General features: G+C 60.0%; 18 protein-coding genes. 8 read left to right on the top strand and 10 right to left on the bottom strand.

The features are described from left to right. Nucleotides 1-149 precede the first annotated feature (149 nt). The 9 genes from hycI to V3W49_RS17510 all read right to left on the bottom strand — a co-directional run bounded on the left by hycI (nucleotide 150) and on the right by V3W49_RS17510 (nucleotide 7,982). Nucleotides 150-605, bottom strand: a complete 456-nt coding sequence (gene hycI, locus V3W49_RS17550; protein ID WP_500147220.1) for a hydrogenase maturation peptidase HycI — start codon at nucleotides 603-605, stop codon at nucleotides 150-152. Continuing rightward, nucleotides 598-1,005 (bottom strand): formate hydrogenlyase maturation HycH family protein, encoded by a 408-nt coding sequence (locus V3W49_RS17545; RefSeq protein ID WP_500147219.1) that lies wholly within the window; start codon nucleotides 1,003-1,005, stop codon nucleotides 598-600. Before V3W49_RS17545 ends, hycI begins: the two co-directional genes overlap by 8 nt. After that, complete coding sequence (locus V3W49_RS17540) at nucleotides 1,002-1,769, bottom strand: NADH-quinone oxidoreductase subunit B family protein (protein WP_500147218.1); 768 nt, start codon at nucleotides 1,767-1,769, stop codon at nucleotides 1,002-1,004. Before V3W49_RS17540 ends, V3W49_RS17545 begins: the two co-directional genes overlap by 4 nt. Then, nucleotides 1,769-2,311 carry a formate hydrogenlyase complex iron-sulfur subunit gene (locus V3W49_RS17535; protein ID WP_500147216.1) on the bottom strand — a complete coding sequence of 181 codons (543 nt, stop codon included), beginning with the start codon at nucleotides 2,309-2,311 and terminating at the stop codon, nucleotides 1,769-1,771. The genes V3W49_RS17540 and V3W49_RS17535 overlap by 1 nt, the downstream gene beginning before the upstream one ends. Nucleotides 2,312-2,349: 38 nt before the next feature. Further along, entirely contained in the window at nucleotides 2,350-4,059 is a 1,710-nt protein-coding gene (locus V3W49_RS17530; RefSeq protein WP_500147215.1) for a hydrogenase large subunit, read from the bottom strand. An 18-nt stretch (nucleotides 4,060-4,077) separates the two neighbouring features. Then, on the bottom strand, nucleotides 4,078-5,004 hold the full coding sequence (locus V3W49_RS17525) for a respiratory chain complex I subunit 1 family protein (protein ID WP_500147213.1): 927 nt from the start codon (nucleotides 5,002-5,004) through the stop codon (nucleotides 4,078-4,080). A 1-nt stretch (nucleotide 5,005) separates the two neighbouring features. Continuing rightward, nucleotides 5,006-6,829, bottom strand: a complete 1,824-nt coding sequence (gene hycC, locus V3W49_RS17520) for a formate hydrogenlyase subunit 3 (RefSeq protein ID WP_500147212.1) — start codon at nucleotides 6,827-6,829, stop codon at nucleotides 5,006-5,008. Then, on the bottom strand, nucleotides 6,826-7,434 hold the full coding sequence (locus tag V3W49_RS17515) for a 4Fe-4S dicluster domain-containing protein (protein WP_500147211.1): 609 nt from the start codon (nucleotides 7,432-7,434) through the stop codon (nucleotides 6,826-6,828). Before V3W49_RS17515 ends, hycC begins: the two co-directional genes overlap by 4 nt. A gap of 80 nt (nucleotides 7,435-7,514) precedes the next feature. Then, the gene (locus V3W49_RS17510; RefSeq protein ID WP_500147210.1) at nucleotides 7,515-7,982 is read right to left on the bottom strand and encodes a formate hydrogenlyase regulator HycA; all 468 of its coding nucleotides are present in this window, start codon (nucleotides 7,980-7,982) and stop codon (nucleotides 7,515-7,517) included. A gap of 227 nt (nucleotides 7,983-8,209) precedes the next feature. On the opposite strand from V3W49_RS17510, the gene hypA reads away from it, so the two are divergent. The 7 genes from hypA (at nucleotide 8,210) to V3W49_RS17475 (ending at nucleotide 14,838) form a co-directional block, all read left to right on the top strand. Further along, complete coding sequence (gene hypA / locus V3W49_RS17505; RefSeq protein ID WP_500147209.1) at nucleotides 8,210-8,554, top strand: hydrogenase maturation nickel metallochaperone HypA; 345 nt, start codon at nucleotides 8,210-8,212, stop codon at nucleotides 8,552-8,554. A 9-nt stretch (nucleotides 8,555-8,563) separates the two neighbouring features. Next, nucleotides 8,564-9,424 (top strand): hydrogenase nickel incorporation protein HypB, encoded by an 861-nt coding sequence (hypB, locus tag V3W49_RS17500; protein WP_500147208.1) that lies wholly within the window; start codon nucleotides 8,564-8,566, stop codon nucleotides 9,422-9,424. Continuing rightward, a complete protein-coding gene (locus V3W49_RS17495; RefSeq protein ID WP_500147206.1) occupies nucleotides 9,415-9,693 on the top strand; it encodes a HypC/HybG/HupF family hydrogenase formation chaperone in 279 nt (92 codons plus the stop codon). The genes hypB and V3W49_RS17495 overlap by 10 nt, the downstream gene beginning before the upstream one ends. Continuing rightward, nucleotides 9,693-10,814: a hydrogenase formation protein HypD gene (gene hypD, locus V3W49_RS17490; RefSeq protein ID WP_500147204.1), complete on the top strand. Its 1,122-nt coding sequence runs from the start codon at nucleotides 9,693-9,695 to the stop codon at nucleotides 10,812-10,814. The genes V3W49_RS17495 and hypD overlap by 1 nt, the downstream gene beginning before the upstream one ends. Next, nucleotides 10,811-11,821: a hydrogenase expression/formation protein HypE gene (hypE, locus tag V3W49_RS17485; protein WP_500147203.1), complete on the top strand. Its 1,011-nt coding sequence runs from the start codon at nucleotides 10,811-10,813 to the stop codon at nucleotides 11,819-11,821. The genes hypD and hypE overlap by 4 nt, the downstream gene beginning before the upstream one ends. A 219-nt stretch (nucleotides 11,822-12,040) precedes the next feature. Continuing rightward, nucleotides 12,041-14,134 (top strand): formate hydrogenlyase transcriptional activator FlhA, encoded by a 2,094-nt coding sequence (gene flhA / locus V3W49_RS17480; RefSeq protein ID WP_500147201.1) that lies wholly within the window; start codon nucleotides 12,041-12,043, stop codon nucleotides 14,132-14,134. Nucleotides 14,135-14,229: 95 nt separating this feature from the next. Further along, nucleotides 14,230-14,838 (top strand): class I SAM-dependent DNA methyltransferase, encoded by a 609-nt coding sequence (locus V3W49_RS17475; protein ID WP_500147200.1) that lies wholly within the window; start codon nucleotides 14,230-14,232, stop codon nucleotides 14,836-14,838. A 78-nt stretch (nucleotides 14,839-14,916) separates the two neighbouring features. Here V3W49_RS17475 and V3W49_RS17470 read toward each other — a convergent pair whose 3' ends face one another. Then, nucleotides 14,917-15,012, bottom strand: a complete 96-nt coding sequence (locus V3W49_RS17470; RefSeq protein ID WP_500147248.1) for a hypothetical protein — start codon at nucleotides 15,010-15,012, stop codon at nucleotides 14,917-14,919. Between the two features lie 33 nt (nucleotides 15,013-15,045). On the opposite strand from V3W49_RS17470, the gene V3W49_RS17465 reads away from it, so the two are divergent. After that, nucleotides 15,046-15,351 carry a hypothetical protein gene (locus tag V3W49_RS17465; protein ID WP_500147199.1) on the top strand — a complete coding sequence of 102 codons (306 nt, stop codon included), beginning with the start codon at nucleotides 15,046-15,048 and terminating at the stop codon, nucleotides 15,349-15,351. Nucleotides 15,352-15,492 lie beyond the last annotated feature (141 nt).

Here is a 15,492-nt window from a genome sequence, read left to right as displayed (position 1 = left end):
GCTTAATGGTATCGGCGAGCGGGTCATTGAGTGGGAATGGGGCGCGGGGCATCATTGCCTCCATTTTCATGCTGAATGAAATGGCCGCCGTGCAGTCAGCGGCGGCAAAACAGTGATACCAGTAAAGCGTAAGCGAGTAGCCTTGCGGGTTAAAGTTGCGCGATGCCCCCCAGTTCCTGCCAGTTTTCCAGGCGGCGGTGCAGCTCTTCCACGGCGTGGCGCACCGGCTCGGTCATCGGGTAGCAGAAGCCCACAATATCAGGCTGGATACCCACGAAGATAACCTGTTTCACATCGCCCTGTAGCTGCTCTACCAGGTAGTTGAGCGGCATATTGTGGGTGGTCATCAGAAACAGCTCGGCGATATCCTCAGGGTCGATAATGCGCATCTCGCCGGGATTCAGACCCATATCGGTGGCATCGACTATCAGCAGCCGCTCCGGGTGCAGTTCACGAATGGCGACGATGTCGTTTTCCGGTGCGCTGCCGCCGTCAATGACCACCCATTCGCCGCGCGGGCTGGTCTGGCACATTTCCGCCAGCAGCGGGCCGGCGCCGTCGTCGCCCATCATGCAGTTGCCCACGCACAGCAGTACATCAGTCATTTTGTCTCCTCACCATCAGATAGACCGCTGGTTCCTGTTGAATAGCCTTAAGCAGACGCAGCAGTGAGCGGCTCCATTCCTGCTGCTGTGGGGTTTGCCGGGCCAGCGCTGCGTCGAAGGCGGGCGCCAGCAGCGCGACGTGGCTCTGGTCGATAACGATTTCACCGAAGCGCGTCACGCCCGCCATTTTTCGCTGTGCTTCGCCTGCGGGCAGCGTGGCTACCCATGCCGGATACGCTTCCAGCGGGCAGGTCAGTGCCGCCTGCAGGCAGTCGATAATGCCCAGATGATGGCCGATAGCCAGGCTGTAGTAGATAACCTGCTGGGCCTGGTCTGGCGTATTTTCGCTTTCATCGACGAATTTGCGATTTAGCTGGCTGAAGATAACGCGTCCGCTCATCGGATACGCTCCCGTTCGACCACCTCGTTCAGCGCAGCGACTATCTCATTAAGGCGCGGATCCTGTTGTTCATTCAGCCAGCCCGCCAGCGCGCCGTCACCCTCCGCCAGACGCTGCATATAGTCGTTAGCTATCTGGCGGCCGTAGCGGTAGCCCGCCATGCGCCGCGCGGCCCGGTCGATACGCACCCGCAGCGGCTGTACCATTTCCGGGTGCAGCAAGCTGGCTGGTTGATTGTCGCACTCGCCCGGTTCCCGGGCGTGGATTTTTTGTTCCAGCAGTCCTAACGCCATGGCAAAACCATAGAGCGTGGCGGCGGGCGATGGCGGGCAGCCAGGAATATAGACGTCGACCGGTACGATCTGATCGGTGCCGCCCCATACGCAGTAGAGATCGTGGAAGATGCCGCCGCTATTGCCGCAGGCGCCATAGGAGATGCAGATTTTTGGGTCTGGTGCCGATTCCCACGCGCGCAGGGCCGGGGAGCGCATCGCGCGGGTCACGGCGCCGGTAAACAGCAGAATATCGGCATGGCGCGGTGACGGCACCACCTTAATGCCGAAACGTTCGGCATCGAACACCGGCGAAAGGGTGGCGAAAATTTCAATTTCACAGCCGTTACAGCCGCCGCAGTCCACCCGGTAGACATAAGCCGAACGCTTAATTTTCTTTAGCAGCGACTGCTTCATGCGGGCAATAGATTCGTCCACCGTCATGGGGAGTGGCTGACCAGAAGCCGAACGCGGGCCCAGGAGCTGGCTCATCAGATAGCCTCCTTCATTTCACGGGTTAAATCGATAAGCGCGCAAGGGGCAAGCCCCTGCTGGCGCTTGCATTCAGGGCAGGTTTCGAAGCTTTCGCGATGCCGTTCGGCGCGCTGGTCGCCGCCCTGTTTCAGCAGCGCGATGGCGTAGTCGATCTCCTTCTGTACCGCCCAGGGGCGCTGGCAGCTGCGGCAGCGGCAAACCTCAAAGCTGGCCTGTTGCAGAAAATCCGCTTTGCGCCAGACCGCCAGCTCGTATTCGGTGGTCAGCGCGATGGCGGCGGTGGGGCAGACCTCTTCGCAGCGGCCGCAGAAGATGCAGCGCCCAAGATTGAACTGCCAGTCGAGCTGGCTTTGAGCGTCGTTAAGGTTCACGCTCAGGGCGTTGGACGGACAGGCGTTTACGCAGGCGGCGCAGCCGATGCACTGGGCCGGATTGTGCTGCGGTTTGCCGCGGAAATTTTTATCCACCTCTACCGGTTGCAGCGGATAAGGCGTGGTGGCGGTGCCGGTTTTCAGAACTTTTTTAATAAACGGAATCATGGTTGCTCCAGAGGCCCCGCGACGGCGGGGCCGCGGTGTTATTTCAGCGGCGAGTTCTTACGCTCGATGGCGTAGCGCTCAATCTCCTTATAGGGCACGACCTGGCTCTTACGCTTGCGGACATCCACCACCGTCATGCGGTCAGTACAGGAGTAGCAGGGATCGAGGCTGCCGATAATCAGCGGCGCATCGGAAACCGTATTGCCGCGCAGCATATAGCGCAGCGTCGGCCAGTTGGCGTAGGTGGCGGCGCGGCAGCGCCAGCGGTAGAGCTTCTGGTTGTCGCCGGTCATGCTCCAGTGGATATCGTCGCCGCGCGGCGCCTCAGAGAAGCCCAGGGCGAAACGACCGGGAATATAGGTGAAGCCTTCGGTCATCAGCGGCCCGGCGGGCAGGTTATCCAGTCCGTAATCGATCATGTTGAGGGAACAGAACACCTCGTTGATGCGCACCTTCAGGCGTGAGATCACGTCGCAGTCCTGTTCACTGAACACTTCGAGCGGCAGCAGACCGTAGCCGACAAATGGATGGTCGGCGCGGGTGTCGCGGGTGTGTCCGCTGGCGCGCACCATCGGGCCGACGTTGCTGTAGTCGCGAGCTATCTGAGGGTCGAGACGACCAATGCCAACGGTGCGCTGCTCGATATTGGGGGTACTGAGCAGGATATCCACCAGATCCTGAACCTCGCGCCGCATCTGCTGCGCCAACTGGCGGGTCTGGATCATATCGTCCTTCAGCATGTCGCGGCGGATGCCGCCTATCAGGTTCAGGCCGTAGGTTTTACGGGCGCCGGTCAGGATCTCCGCCATTTTCATGGACTGTTCGCGCACCCGGAAAAACTGCATAAAGCCGGAATCGAAGCCAACGAAGTGGCAGGCCAGTCCCAGATTCAGCAGGTGGCTGTGCAGGCGCTCCACCTCCAGCAGAATGGCGCGGATCATCTGGGCCCGTTCCGGTACCACAATGCCCATCGCGTTCTCCACCGAGGTGGTATAGGCCGTGCTGTGGGCGAAGCCGCAGATACCGCAGACCCGGTCGGAAAGAAAGGTGACTTCGTTATAGCCCATACGGGTTTCCGCCAGCTTTTCCATGCCGCGATGGACGTAAAACAGACGGTAGTCGGCGTCGATAATAGTTTCGCCGTCGACGAACAGCCGGAAGTGGCCCGGTTCGTCGGAGGTGACGTGCAGCGGGCCGATCGGCACTACGTTATTACTGTTATCCCCCAGTTCATTAATGAACTCATAGGTTTCCCGGTCGCTGGTAGGGGCAGGGCGCTGACGGTAGTCCATGCTGTCTTTGCGCATTGGCCATAGTTCATCCGGCCAGTCATCCGGTAATACCAGGCGGCGTTCATCCGGTAGCCCCACCGGGCGCAGGCCATACATATCGCGCACCTCGCGCTCACCCCAGACCGCTGCGGGCACTTTTGGGGTGACGGAAGGGAATTCGGGGTTGTTTGCGTCCACTTCGGCGCGCACTGTTATCCAGCAGCGAACGCCTTTTTCCATCGACAGCACATAGTAGATGGCGTAATTGCCGCACAGCTTGCGTTCATCGTTACCGAACAGCACCGACAGCCAGCCGCCCTGCTGATAATAGAGATACTCCACAACGTCGGGCAGGCGGTCGAGCCGCACGGTAAGGGTAAGCTGGTCCCGGGTCTGCCAGGCTTCGTCCAGTACGGCGCCGGGCATAGCCTGGCGCAGCGCGGCCAGATAGTGCTGGCCTAATTTTTGTTCAGACATATTGATGCTCTCTTTCTGTCACGCCGCCAGCAGGGTGACGAATGCTAAAAATGCCAGGCCGAAGCCGGTCCAGGTAATGCGGGAGGTCGCCAGAAAACGCAGGCGCGCCATGCTGTTTTCAAACAGCGCGATGACCAGAATGCCAAGAGCCAGTTTTACGAGCGCCAGCACAACGGCGACGGCGAGTGCGCCAGCCGTAAAATGGGTCATCTGACCCCAGGGAATAAACACGCTGATAAACATTTGCAGCACCACCAGTTGCTTCAGGCTGATGCCCCATTTCAGCACCGCGAAGCCGCTACCGCTGTATTCCGAGAGCGGCCCTTCCTGAAGCTCCTGTTCCGCTTCGGCCAGGTCGAAGGGCAGTTTGCCCATTTCGATAAAGGTGGCGAAGGCGCAGGCAAGCCACGCCAGCATCAACGTCAGGCTGTGAGCTACGGGCCAGGCGTGCACGGTGGCGACCAGTGCGTCGATATGGGTGGAGCCGGCGACCTGCGCCACCACCCACAGCCCAAGCAGCAGAATGGGCTCCACCAGTACGCCCAGCAGGGCTTCACGGCTGGCGCCGATGCCGGTGAAAGGGCTGCCGGTATCCAGCCCGGCGATGGCGAAGAAGAAGCGGGCGATGGCGAACAGGTAGATCAGGGTTATCAGATCCCCCGTCCCGGCCAGCGGCGCGTATGGCGTAATCAGCGGCAGAGTCGCGGCGATAGCCAGCATTACGCCGGTCAGCACAAAGGGGGTCAGGCGAAAGACCCAGCCCGAGTCGGCAGGTGCCACGCTCTGGCGCCCCAGTAGTTTGAACAGATCCCGGTATTCCTGGAGCAGGCCAGGGCCGCGGCGGCAGTGCAGACGTGCGCGGGCAACGCGGCTCAGCCCGGCGAACAGCGGCGCCAGCGCGAACAGCGCCAGCGCCTGAATCAGGGCAAAAATCAGGGTATTCATGTTACAGACTCCGGGTAATCACAACGGCCAGCAGAATGCCCAGCTCAATCACCGCCAGGCGTCGGAACAGACCCGGCAGCGCCTGGTGTTGCCAGAGCGGTAGCAGAGGGGCCGGGTTGAGCGTACGGCGCAGGGCGAAGACTGGCCCAAAGACGCTTTTCAGCGGCGCCGCGAAGCCGTGGGCGGTAATCACCATGGCGGGTTCGTGATCGTAGCCACATACCCAGGCACTGCCGCGGCGCCGTGCGGGCAGGCGATCGCCCCGCAGCAGCAACATGATGATAAACGGCAGCAGGGGGGCGGCGATAAGCAACAGGGCGATCAGCGGCTGGGAAACCACGCTGCTGGCGGCACTGCCTGGAATGGCGATGACGGAACCCAGCAGCGGCAGCAGCCAGGGAGCCGCTACGCCGCTCGCTACGCAGCACAGCGCCAGCGTGACGACGCACAGCGTTATCAGCCAGGGAGCCGGGACGGCCCGTTCCGCCTCTGGGGTGCGCGGCGCGCCCAGAAAGGTCACGCCGTAGACCTTCGCCATACACATCACCGCCAGCGCGCCGGTGATCGCCAGCCCTACTGCCAGCAGCGGGCCGAGCAGACGCGCCAGCCACAGCGACTGTTCCCCGAGCCGGAAGAAGGACTGGTAGATTACCCATTCACCGGCAAAGCCGTTTAGCGGTGGCAGGGCGGCCATTGCCATCAGCCCTGTCAGCATGGCCAGCGAAATAGCCGGCATTCGTTTACCGATGCCGCCCAGCTTTTCAATGTCCCGGTGTCCGGTGCGAAACCAGATGGCGCCCGCTCCCAGAAACAGGGTGGTTTTAAACAGACTGTGGTTGAACAGGTGGTAGAGCCCGCCCACGATGCCCAGCGCCGCCAGCGCGGGCGCCTGCAGGGCGTAGCCGGTCAGACCTGCCCCCAGCCCCAGCAGAATAATGCCGATGTTTTCCAGCGAGTGGTAAGCCAGCAGGCGGTTAATATTGTGTTCCATCAGCGCGTAAAGTCCGCCGATAAAGGCGGTGATCATCCCCAGCACCATTACCGCAATGGCGTACCACAGCGGCGGAACCGGGCCAAGCAGAGCCAGGGTCAGCACGCCCCAGATACCGATTTTTAGCACCACGGCGGAAAACAGCGCGGCGGCAGGTGCGGATGCGCTGGCGTGGGCCTGAGGAACCCAGCCGTGCAGAGGAATAATCCCCGCCAGCAGACCGAAACCTGCCAGTCCTGTCAGCAGTGAAAAGACACCGGGCGCGTCGAGCGTCGCCAGGCGGTGCAGCGCGGCCAGATTCAGCGTGCCGTATTGCCGCCACAGCAGCAGGCAGCAGAGTACCAGCAGTAGCGTACCCAGGCGTCCCAGAACGAACCACGGCTTTCCCTGCTGCGCATTACCGGTCAGGAAGACGGCACTAAGGGCTGCGATCTCCGCGCCGACCACCAGGGTGACAAGGTTGTCCGCCGTTACCGCCAGCAGAGCACCCGCCAGCACCAGAAGCAGCAGCGGCCCGGTGACACGGGTAGTGGGATGGCGCTGCCAGCTAATGTGATACAGGCAGATAAACAGGCCGCACAGGCCGATGGTGATAAGCCAGACCGCGTTTAGCGGCGTCAGCATCAGCGTATGGCGGCCGTGAAGCAGGGCGACCGTTAGCGGCAGACCGGTCAGTGTGAGCACACCGCCGATCAGCGCGCAAAGGCAGGCCAGCGCGCCGGCGATGCCCGCGACCAGGCCGCTCAGGGTGCGATGAAAAGCCAGCGCGGTGGAAAGAATGGCGCCGGCTCCGGACAGCAGCAGCGCGTTATTCATCAGAGTCACCAGCGTCATTGTGTGTTTCTCCCATGGCTGGAAAAAGCCGACAGCGCGCCGAAATCCATGCTGATAGCCCGCTCGCGCTTACGGCGGCTGGCGTCGGCGATGTCGTCGTTGCTGACGATGCGCAGCGCTTTGGTCGGACAGGTACGGATACAGGCGGGCCCCTGTTGGTCGAAGTCGCAGAGATCGCACTTCACGGCGATGGCACGAATGCCGGGCACCCAGTCCAGAAATGAACTGACTTTGGGGGGCATAGGCGGCGCCGGAGGCGCTTTGGGGCTGTTAGCGTTGGCCGGTATATCCAGCGGGCGGCTGCCGGAAAACTCAATAGCGCCGAACGGACAGGCGATACCGCACAGCTTGCAGCTTACGCACAGGCTTTCATTAAGTTGTACTGCGCCGTTCTCCCGGTTGATGGCGTTAACCGGACACACCTGGGCGCAGGGGGCATCCTCACACTGATGGCACAGTTGGGGAGCGGACTCTTTTTGGTTCAGCATTACCTTCAGGCGCGGCATAGATTGCAGCCCCTGATGGCGATGATTCTCTGAACAGGCGGCCTCACAGGTATGGCAGCCAATGCAGAGTTTGGGATCGGCGATAACAAAACGGTTCACCCGAGCATCCTCGAAGTAGTCATTTTTGACGAAAGGGTGTCGCGGGCGTCATTTTTCGACACTCATCGACACGACGTGATTCAGGCCTGAGACGGACGTGACAGGGCCGGGGCCAGCGCCTCTACCGTCAGCGGAACGTCTTGCTGCATGGCCCGATACAGATGGTCGTAAATGCAGCTAATCCGACTCAGATAGTGTTCCAGCACCGCCTGGCGATCGGTGTTGCGAACCTGGCCGTCGAGCAGGCCGTTGCAGTCCAGGTGGCTGCTGGCGAGCGGGATATGATGCTCGCCGTCGCGGGTGCTCAGGAGGTAACGGATTTCGCGATCGTTAAAGCCGGTATCGCGCGTCACCTGCAGAATAAAGTGGTTGAAAAGCGAGAAATTCAGCCCCTCATCGGGGGAACTCTGAATTTCCAGATGCAGCGTCTGCCGGGTAGTGGTGATGGCCTGAATCAGGGTATTGCAGTAGGTGTGCCACTGCTTATGGAGCTGGCGGTTACGCTCGGCAATAAACGCCGCCTTATGACTTAATTCAGAAAGGGTCATGGATGATTTCCTGCTGATACGGATATCTTTCCATTAGCACTTTTTGTGCCAGTTTTTATCACTTTGAAAAATAATGATTTTATTTTATTTTTCCGCGTTGATGCCGTCTGGTGACATGTCATTTCGACAGCTTTCGTCACCGGAGATTCGGTCTGGATCTCCTGGTGGCATGGTTGTTGCATTAACTGGTTTGTCACGCGATAGAGTGACGAATCCGGAGGCGCACTATGCACGAAATCACGCTTTGTCAGCGCGCGCTTGAGCTGATTGAACAGCAGGCCCGCAGCCATGGTGCCCGTCGGGTGACCGGCGTCTGGCTGTCGATTGGGGCTTTTTCCTGTGTGGAACGCAGCGCGCTGGAGTTCTGCTTTGAACTGGTCTGCCGCCAAACCCTGGCCGAAGGCTGCCGGCTCAATATTGAGCAGCAGGAAGCGGAATGCTGGTGTCAACGCTGCCAGCGTTACGTCACCCTGCTAAGTAGCCGGGTAAGGCGCTGTCCTGACTGCCTGAGCGATGAATTACGCATCGTGGCGGATGACGGCCTGCAGATTAAGCGCCTGGAAATAGAGTAGGAGTTAACTATGTGTACCACCTGTGGCTGTGGAGAAGGCAATCTCCATATTGAAGGCGATAGCCATCACCATTCCCGTGCGCCCTTTGCGGCGACGCCGCGCCAGGAAATGCGAATAACGGGCGTCACTTCGACGTCGTTTCAGCCTTACCAGGCGCAAAATGGCGACCTGCATTATGGCTGCGGTGAAGCGGGTGCCCACGCGCCGGGCATGGGGCAGCGCCGTATGCTGGAGCTGGAGCTCGATGTGCTGGATAAAAACAACCGGCTGGCCCGGGAAAACCGCGCCGCCTTTGCCGCCAGCGGCCTGCTGGCGCTGAATCTGGTTTCCAGCCCTGGCTCCGGTAAAACCACGCTGCTTAGCGAAACCCTTAAACGCCTGAAGGGCCAGGTTCCCTGCGCTGTGATTGAAGGCGATCAGCAGACCCTGAATGACGCTGAACGCATTCGCGCTACGGGCACTCCGGCAATTCAGGTCAATACCGGTAAGGGGTGCCATCTGGATGCGCAGATGATTCAGACCGCCAGTCGCCGTCTGCCCCTTCTGTCTGGCGGCATTCTGTTTATTGAGAATGTGGGTAATCTGGTCTGCCCCGCCAGTTTTGATCTGGGCGAGCGCCATAAGGTAGCGGTGCTGTCAGTGACTGAAGGGGAAGACAAACCGCTTAAATATCCGCATATGTTTGCCGCCGCTTCGCTGATGCTGCTGAATAAGGTCGATCTGCTGCCCTGGCTCAACTTCGATATGGCGGCCTGTATCGCCAGCGCTCGTCAGGTGAATCCGGAGATCGAGATTCTGCCGATCTCGGCTACCACCGGCGAAGGAATGGATGCCTGGCTCGCCTGGCTGGAGGCGCAGCGATGTGCATAGGGGTTCCGGGGCAAATTCGCGCTATTCCGTCGCCCCAGGGCGCACTGGTCGAGGTCTGCGGCATTCAGCGCCAGGTGGATCTAACTTTGGTGGGGGCGCAGGACGAAGCGGGCCAGTCCCGGGTAGGGCAGTGGGTACTGGTGCACGTCGGGTTCGCCATGAGCGTCATTGACGAACGTGAGGCGCTCGACACTCTGGAAGCGCTACAAAATATGTTTGAGGTGGAGCCGGATGTCGGCCCGTTGCTGTATGGCGAGGAGGTGCGCTGATGCGTTTTGTCGATGAATATCGCGCCCCGGAGCGGGTGATGCAACTGATTGAGCAGCTTAACGCGCGTGCCCGGCATCTGCCGCATGACGCCCGGCGGCCACTGCGCATTATGGAGGTGTGCGGCGGCCATACTCACGCCATCTTCAAGTTTGGGCTGGACAGGCTGCTGCCGGACAACATTGAATTTATCCACGGGCCTGGCTGTCCGGTCTGCGTGCTGCCGATGGGGCGCATTGATGCCTGCATTGAAATCGCCAGCCGTGACGGCGTTATTTTTTGCACCTTCGGTGACGCGATGCGGGTGCCGGGGAAAGAGGGATCGCTGCTGGACGCCAAAGCTCGCGGCGCCGACGTGCGGGTGGTCTATTCGCCGATGGACGCCCTTGCGCTTGCCCGGGACAATCCGCAGCGCGAGGTGGTGTTTTTCGGTCTGGGGTTCGAAACCACTATGCCCGCCACCGCGGTCACTCTACGCCAGGCGCGGCTTCAGGGAGTGAATAACTTCTTTATGTTCTGCCAGCACATCACGCTGTTACCCACCCTAAAAAGCCTGCTGGATCGGCCGGAAAACGGCATTGACGCTTTCCTGGCGCCGGGGCACGTCAGCATGGTTATCGGCACCGGCGCCTATGATTTCATTGCCGAAACGTACCGGCGACCGCTGGTGGTGGCGGGCTTTGAGCCGCTCGATCTGTTGCAGGGCGTGATGATGCTGGTGGAACAGGTCGGCGCAGGCGCCAGCCGGGTGGAAAATCAGTACCGGCGGGTGGTACCGGATGCCGGTAATTCCCTGGCCCGCCAGGCGATGGCGGAGGTGTTCGCCATCAACGGCGAAAGCGAATGGCGTGGGCTGGGCACTATCGCCGACTCCGGAGTGCATCTCACTGCGCCCTATCAGGCCTTCGATGCCGAACGTCATTTTCAGCCGCGCAGGCGCCGGGTGTGCGATTCCCCCGAAGCGCGCTGCGGCGATGTACTGACTGGGCGCTGCAAGCCCGCAGACTGTCCGCTGCTGGGACGGCGCTGCAATCCCAATAACGCCTTCGGCGCGCTGATGGTTTCTTCGGAAGGCGCCTGTAGCGCCTGGTATCAGTATCGCTTTCAGGAGGAGGAAGCATGAGTACAGTGACTCTGGCCCAGGGTAGCGGCGGCCGGGCGATGCAGAAGCTTATCGCTACGCTGTTTATGGCGGCTTTCGATAATCCGCTGCTGGCGACCCAGGAAGATCAGGCGCGGATTCCGCTGCATTTGCTGAACGAAAGTGGTGATCGACTGGCCTTTTCCACCGACAGTTATGTGATTGATCCGCTGAGCTTTCCGGGAGGCGATATCGGCAAACTGGCGGTGTGCGGCACGGCCAACGATATCGCCGTGGGGGGCGCCACCCCGCGCTGGCTTTCGTGCGGCTTTATTCTGGAAGAGGGGCTGGAGATGGCGACGCTGGAGTCGGTGGTGCGCAGCATGGCCGCCACCGCCCGGGAGGCGGGCATTGCCATCGTCACTGGTGACACCAAAGTGGTGCCCCGCGGAGCCGCCGATAAGCTGTTTATCAATACCGCCGGCATCGGCGTGATTCCGGCAGGACTGGAGTGGGGCGCCGCCCGACTCCAGCCCGGAGACCGGTTGTTGGTTAGCGGTACGCTGGGCGATCACGGCGCCACCATTTTGAATCTGCGCGAGCAACTGGGCCTGGAAGGGGAACTGGTCAGCGACTGTGCGCTGCTGGCGCCGCTGATTTCCTCGCTGCGCGACATGCCGGGCATCAGGGCCATGCGCGATGCCACCCGGGGCGGCGTGAACGCCGTGGCCCACGAATTTGCCGCCGCCAGCGGCTGCGGCATTGAGCTGGAAGAACGGGCGCTGCCCCTGAAACCGGCAGTGCGCGGCGTTTGCGAATTGCTGGGGCTGGATGCGCTGAATTTTGCCAATGAAGGCAAGCTGGTCATTGGCGTGGCGGCCAATCAGGCGCAGAGGCTGCTGGAACGGCTGCGGGCGCATCCGCTGGGGCGCGACGCCGCGATTGTCGGCGAGGTCGTGGCGCGGCGGGGGGTCAGATTATCCGGATTTTACGGTGTTCAGCGTACGCTTGATCTACCGCATTCCGAACCCCTACCCCGAATTTGTTAGACTTATACCCGTCATACTTCAAGCGGCATGTGCGTTGGTGGTACTTGTGCACCTCGCTCATATAATACGGCGATAGCTCCCGGGGATATTCCGTCGTCCCTTCGGGGCGAGCTAAAGCGCGTTCATATCTGTCTGCGGCAGATATGTCCTGCAACGCGAATGATTTAGGGTATAGAGGATCCTGTGGCTCTTTGCACTCAATAAGGTCTGGATAACGCAATGTCTCTTACATCAATGGGCGACCCCCAGGAGCAGCAGCTTTTTAATCTGACGCGCACGCTGTTGCAGCAGCCGGATCTCTGCGCGCTCGTTCAGGCGCTGATGTTGCATTTGCGGCAGACCGATCTGGCCTGCCATGCCGCCATTGTTCTGGCGGCCGATGAGCAACACCCTCAGGTGCGCTATTTCAGCGTGGATGATAACGGCGAGTCCGTGATTAAAGTGGATGAGCTGGCGCTGGCAGGCGGCCCTGTCAGCCACATTCAGGCGCGCCCCGAAATGTTACACTGCGCGGCCGCAGAGTTTCACGACGTCTGGCCGACCCTGGCCGCCAGCGGCCTGTATCCGGATTTTGGCTATTATGGCATGTTGCCGCTGGCTTTAAGCGGAAAAATTGTCGGCGGCTGCGAGATATTACGACCTGATGATCGCCCCTGGAGCGAAAAAGAGCGTTCGCGGCTGCGATCGCTGGCTCAGGTGGTGGCGCTGGCGGTGGAGCAGATCCAGAGCCGCTTGAGCGATAATCAGCATCATGAATTGCTGTGCCGGGAACGTAATGACTTTCGCCTGCTGGTGGCCATTACCAACGCCGTACTGTCGAAGCTGGATCTCGATGAGTTGATTAGCGAAATCGCCCATGAAATTCACAATAATTTTGGTATCGATTCCATCAGCATTGTGCTGCGCGCCAACCAGCGTCATCGGCTGACGGTTTACTCCACCCACTATATCGATCGCGATGCCCCGGTTCACGACCAGAGCGAGGTGAATGAGCAGGGTACGCTGTCGGAACGGGTGTTCAACAGCAAAAAGATGCTGCTGCTGAATTTGCATCAGCGCGACAGCCTGGCTCCCTATGAACGTATGCTGTTTGATATGTGGGGCAATCAAATTCAGACCCTGTGCCTGCTGCCGCTGATGTCTGGCGACAATATCCTTGGCGTGCTGAAGCTGGCCCAGTGCCAGGAGCATATTTTCACTACCGGCAATCTGAAGCTGCTGCATCAGATTGCCGAGCGTATCGCCATTGCGGTGGATAACGCGCTGGCTTATCAGGAGATCCGCCGCCTGAAAGAGCGGTTAATCGATGAAAACCTGGCGCTGACCGAGCAGATCAACAACGTCGCCGCCGACTTTGGCGAAATCATCGGTCAAAGCCAGGTAATGCGCGACGTGATGCGTCAGGTAGAAATGGTGGCTCAGAGCAACAGCACCGTGCTGATTCTGGGGGAAACCGGTACCGGCAAGGAGCTAATAGCAAGGGCCATTCATAATCAGAGCGCACGCAACGGGCGGCGGATGGTGAAGCTAAACTGCGCCGCCATGCCGGCCGGTCTGCTGGAAAGCGATCTGTTCGGCCATGAGCGCGGTGCTTTTACCGGCGCCAGCGCCCAGCATATCGGGCGCTTCGAGCTGGCGGATAAAAGTTCGCTGTTTCTGGATGAAGTCGGCGATATGCCGCTGGAGCTACAGCCCAAACTGCTGCGGGTGCTGCAGGAGCAGGAGTTCGAGCGGTTGGGCAGTAATAAGGTGATCTGCACCGATGTACGGCTGATCGCCGCCACCAATCGCGATTTGCAGCAGATGGTGGCCGACCGGGAATTTCGTAGCGATCTCTATTACCGGCTGAATGTCTTCCCCATTCATTTGCCGCCGCTGCGTGAACGTCCCCAGGATATCCCTCTGCTGGTGAAGGCGTTCACCTTTAAAATAGCCCGGCGGCTGGAGCGCACTATCGACAGTATTCCGGCGGAGACCCTGCGTACGTTAAGCAGGATGGAGTGGCCGGGTAACGTGCGCGAACTGGAAAACGTGATTGAGCGGGCGGTACTGCTGACCCGGGGCAATGTGCTACAACTTTCGCTGCCGGAGATGATGCTGCCGTTCCAGGGGCGTCATGAGGCGCTGCCAGAAGAAGAACCGCTGCGCGAAGGCGAGGATGAATATCAGCGTATTGTCCGGGTGCTAAACGAGACTAACGGCGTTATCGCCGGGCCCAGAGGAGCGGCTCAGCGCCTGGGGCTGAAGCGCACTACGCTGATTTCACGTATGAAGCGGCTTGGTATCGATAAAGAGAAGGTGCTGGCGGGGTAATGCCGGTCGATAGCATGTTTCCTCATTGTGTTTTGGGTGGGACGATTTTATAAAAAATGCATCGGCTTTTTGTTGTTCTGAATCAGGAGGCACATATGCATCATCCGGCGGCAGAATCCGTTATTGAATTTTACCGGCGTCATGCCATTGAGTGGGATCGGATCCGGCAGCGTCAGTTTCCGGAGCGTGGCTGGCTTGAACGGTTTTCCGGGGCGCTTTCTCCGGGTGGCGAACTGCTGGATCTGGGCTGTGGCTCCGGCAGTCCGCTGGGTGGCTATTTTATCAAACGCGGCTATCGGATAACCGGTATCGACACTTCTGAGCCGCTGCTGCGACTGTGCCGAGCTCACTATCGCGATCACAACTGGCAACTGGCCGATATGCGCGAACTGGCGCTGGACAGGCGTTTTCACGGCATTATCGCCTGGGACAGTTTTTTCCACCTGACGCCCCGGGAGCAGCGTGAAATGTTTCCTCGCTTTAAGGCGCATGCCCTGCCGGGTGCGATGTTGATTTTTAATTCTGGCCCGGAAGAGGGCGAGGTTGTCGGGGACTTCCTGGGCGATCCGCTGTATCACGCCAGCCTGTCGGCTTATGAGTATCAGACGTTGTTAAGCCAGAATGGCTTTACGCTGGTGGATTTTGTGATTAGCGACGTCGATTGCGGCGGGCGAACCGTCTGGCTGGCACGTTATGGCGATTGAATTTTTATTGTGCAGGAGCGGGGCTGCCTGTTGACCGCCTTTTTCAGGTTTTACCGCTCCTGAATTCGGCTATTGCGTTTACCCCGGATAGATCGCTCTTTTGCCCGGGTTAATTATCACTCTGACGGAACAGCCGGTCTGAAATCCGGCTTCGCCCAGCCGGTGGCCTTTCAGATGCAGGCCGGGGGGCGGTTGTAGGATGTGGTTATGTCGGTTGCTCTGTTTTTGCGACGGTGCCGTGTTCTGAAAGAATATGCCGCGCTGGCGAAGGTTCCGTTCACCCGCGGTGGATTAACAGAGAAGCAGTTGCCTGAAGTGAACGGAACAGCCCACCGCATCATCATATTCTGCCCGGTTGCTTTTCAGATGAAGCCCGGGGCGGCGGTTGTAGTACGTGGTCATGCCGGTTGCGCTATTTTTGCGCCAGAGCCGTGTTCTGGAGAAATATGTTACGTTGGCGAAGGTTCCGTTCACCTTAAGGGTATTTTTATATGCCGGTTGCGGAACCGGTGAACGGGTCAGGGGCTCAAATGCCGCCCCTGACAACCCCGCTTTCCGGCGTGAAAATCGCCGCTGACGCGGGCCCCTCCGCTTTTCCCGTCCGCCGGACGGGTCGGGCGTGACGTCACCTCCCTGTGCCGCACGCCCTCAGCC

Origin of the sequence: Rosenbergiella sp. YN46, from assembly GCF_036620675.1 — a bacterium.
Taxonomy (GTDB): domain Bacteria; phylum Pseudomonadota; class Gammaproteobacteria; order Enterobacterales; family Enterobacteriaceae; genus Jejubacter.
Note: the sequence above shows the minus strand (reverse complement) of the source record. Positions and strands in the feature narration are given on the sequence as shown.

Coding starts and splice junctions, on each gene's coding strand:
- hycI (WP_500147220.1), bottom strand. CDS start 605: ATGACTGATGTACTGCTGTGCGTGGGCAACTGCATGATGGGCGACGAC.
- V3W49_RS17545 (WP_500147219.1), bottom strand. CDS start 1,005: ATGAGCGGACGCGTTATCTTCAGCCAGCTAAATCGCAAATTCGTCGAT.
- V3W49_RS17540 (WP_500147218.1), bottom strand. CDS start 1,769: ATGAGCCAGCTCCTGGGCCCGCGTTCGGCTTCTGGTCAGCCACTCCCC.
- V3W49_RS17535 (WP_500147216.1), bottom strand. CDS start 2,311: ATGATTCCGTTTATTAAAAAAGTTCTGAAAACCGGCACCGCCACCACG.
- V3W49_RS17530 (WP_500147215.1), bottom strand. CDS start 4,059: ATGTCTGAACAAAAATTAGGCCAGCACTATCTGGCCGCGCTGCGCCAG.
- V3W49_RS17525 (WP_500147213.1), bottom strand. CDS start 5,004: ATGAATACCCTGATTTTTGCCCTGATTCAGGCGCTGGCGCTGTTCGCG.
- hycC (WP_500147212.1), bottom strand. CDS start 6,829: ATGACGCTGGTGACTCTGATGAATAACGCGCTGCTGCTGTCCGGAGCC.
- V3W49_RS17510 (WP_500147210.1), bottom strand. CDS start 7,982: ATGACCCTTTCTGAATTAAGTCATAAGGCGGCGTTTATTGCCGAGCGT.
- hypA (WP_500147209.1), top strand. CDS start 8,210: ATGCACGAAATCACGCTTTGTCAGCGCGCGCTTGAGCTGATTGAACAG.
- hypB (WP_500147208.1), top strand. CDS start 8,564: ATGTGTACCACCTGTGGCTGTGGAGAAGGCAATCTCCATATTGAAGGC.
- V3W49_RS17495 (WP_500147206.1), top strand. CDS start 9,415: ATGTGCATAGGGGTTCCGGGGCAAATTCGCGCTATTCCGTCGCCCCAG.
- hypD (WP_500147204.1), top strand. CDS start 9,693: ATGCGTTTTGTCGATGAATATCGCGCCCCGGAGCGGGTGATGCAACTG.
- hypE (WP_500147203.1), top strand. CDS start 10,811: ATGAGTACAGTGACTCTGGCCCAGGGTAGCGGCGGCCGGGCGATGCAG.
- flhA (WP_500147201.1), top strand. CDS start 12,041: ATGTCTCTTACATCAATGGGCGACCCCCAGGAGCAGCAGCTTTTTAAT.
- V3W49_RS17475 (WP_500147200.1), top strand. CDS start 14,230: ATGCATCATCCGGCGGCAGAATCCGTTATTGAATTTTACCGGCGTCAT.
- V3W49_RS17465 (WP_500147199.1), top strand. CDS start 15,046: ATGTCGGTTGCTCTGTTTTTGCGACGGTGCCGTGTTCTGAAAGAATAT.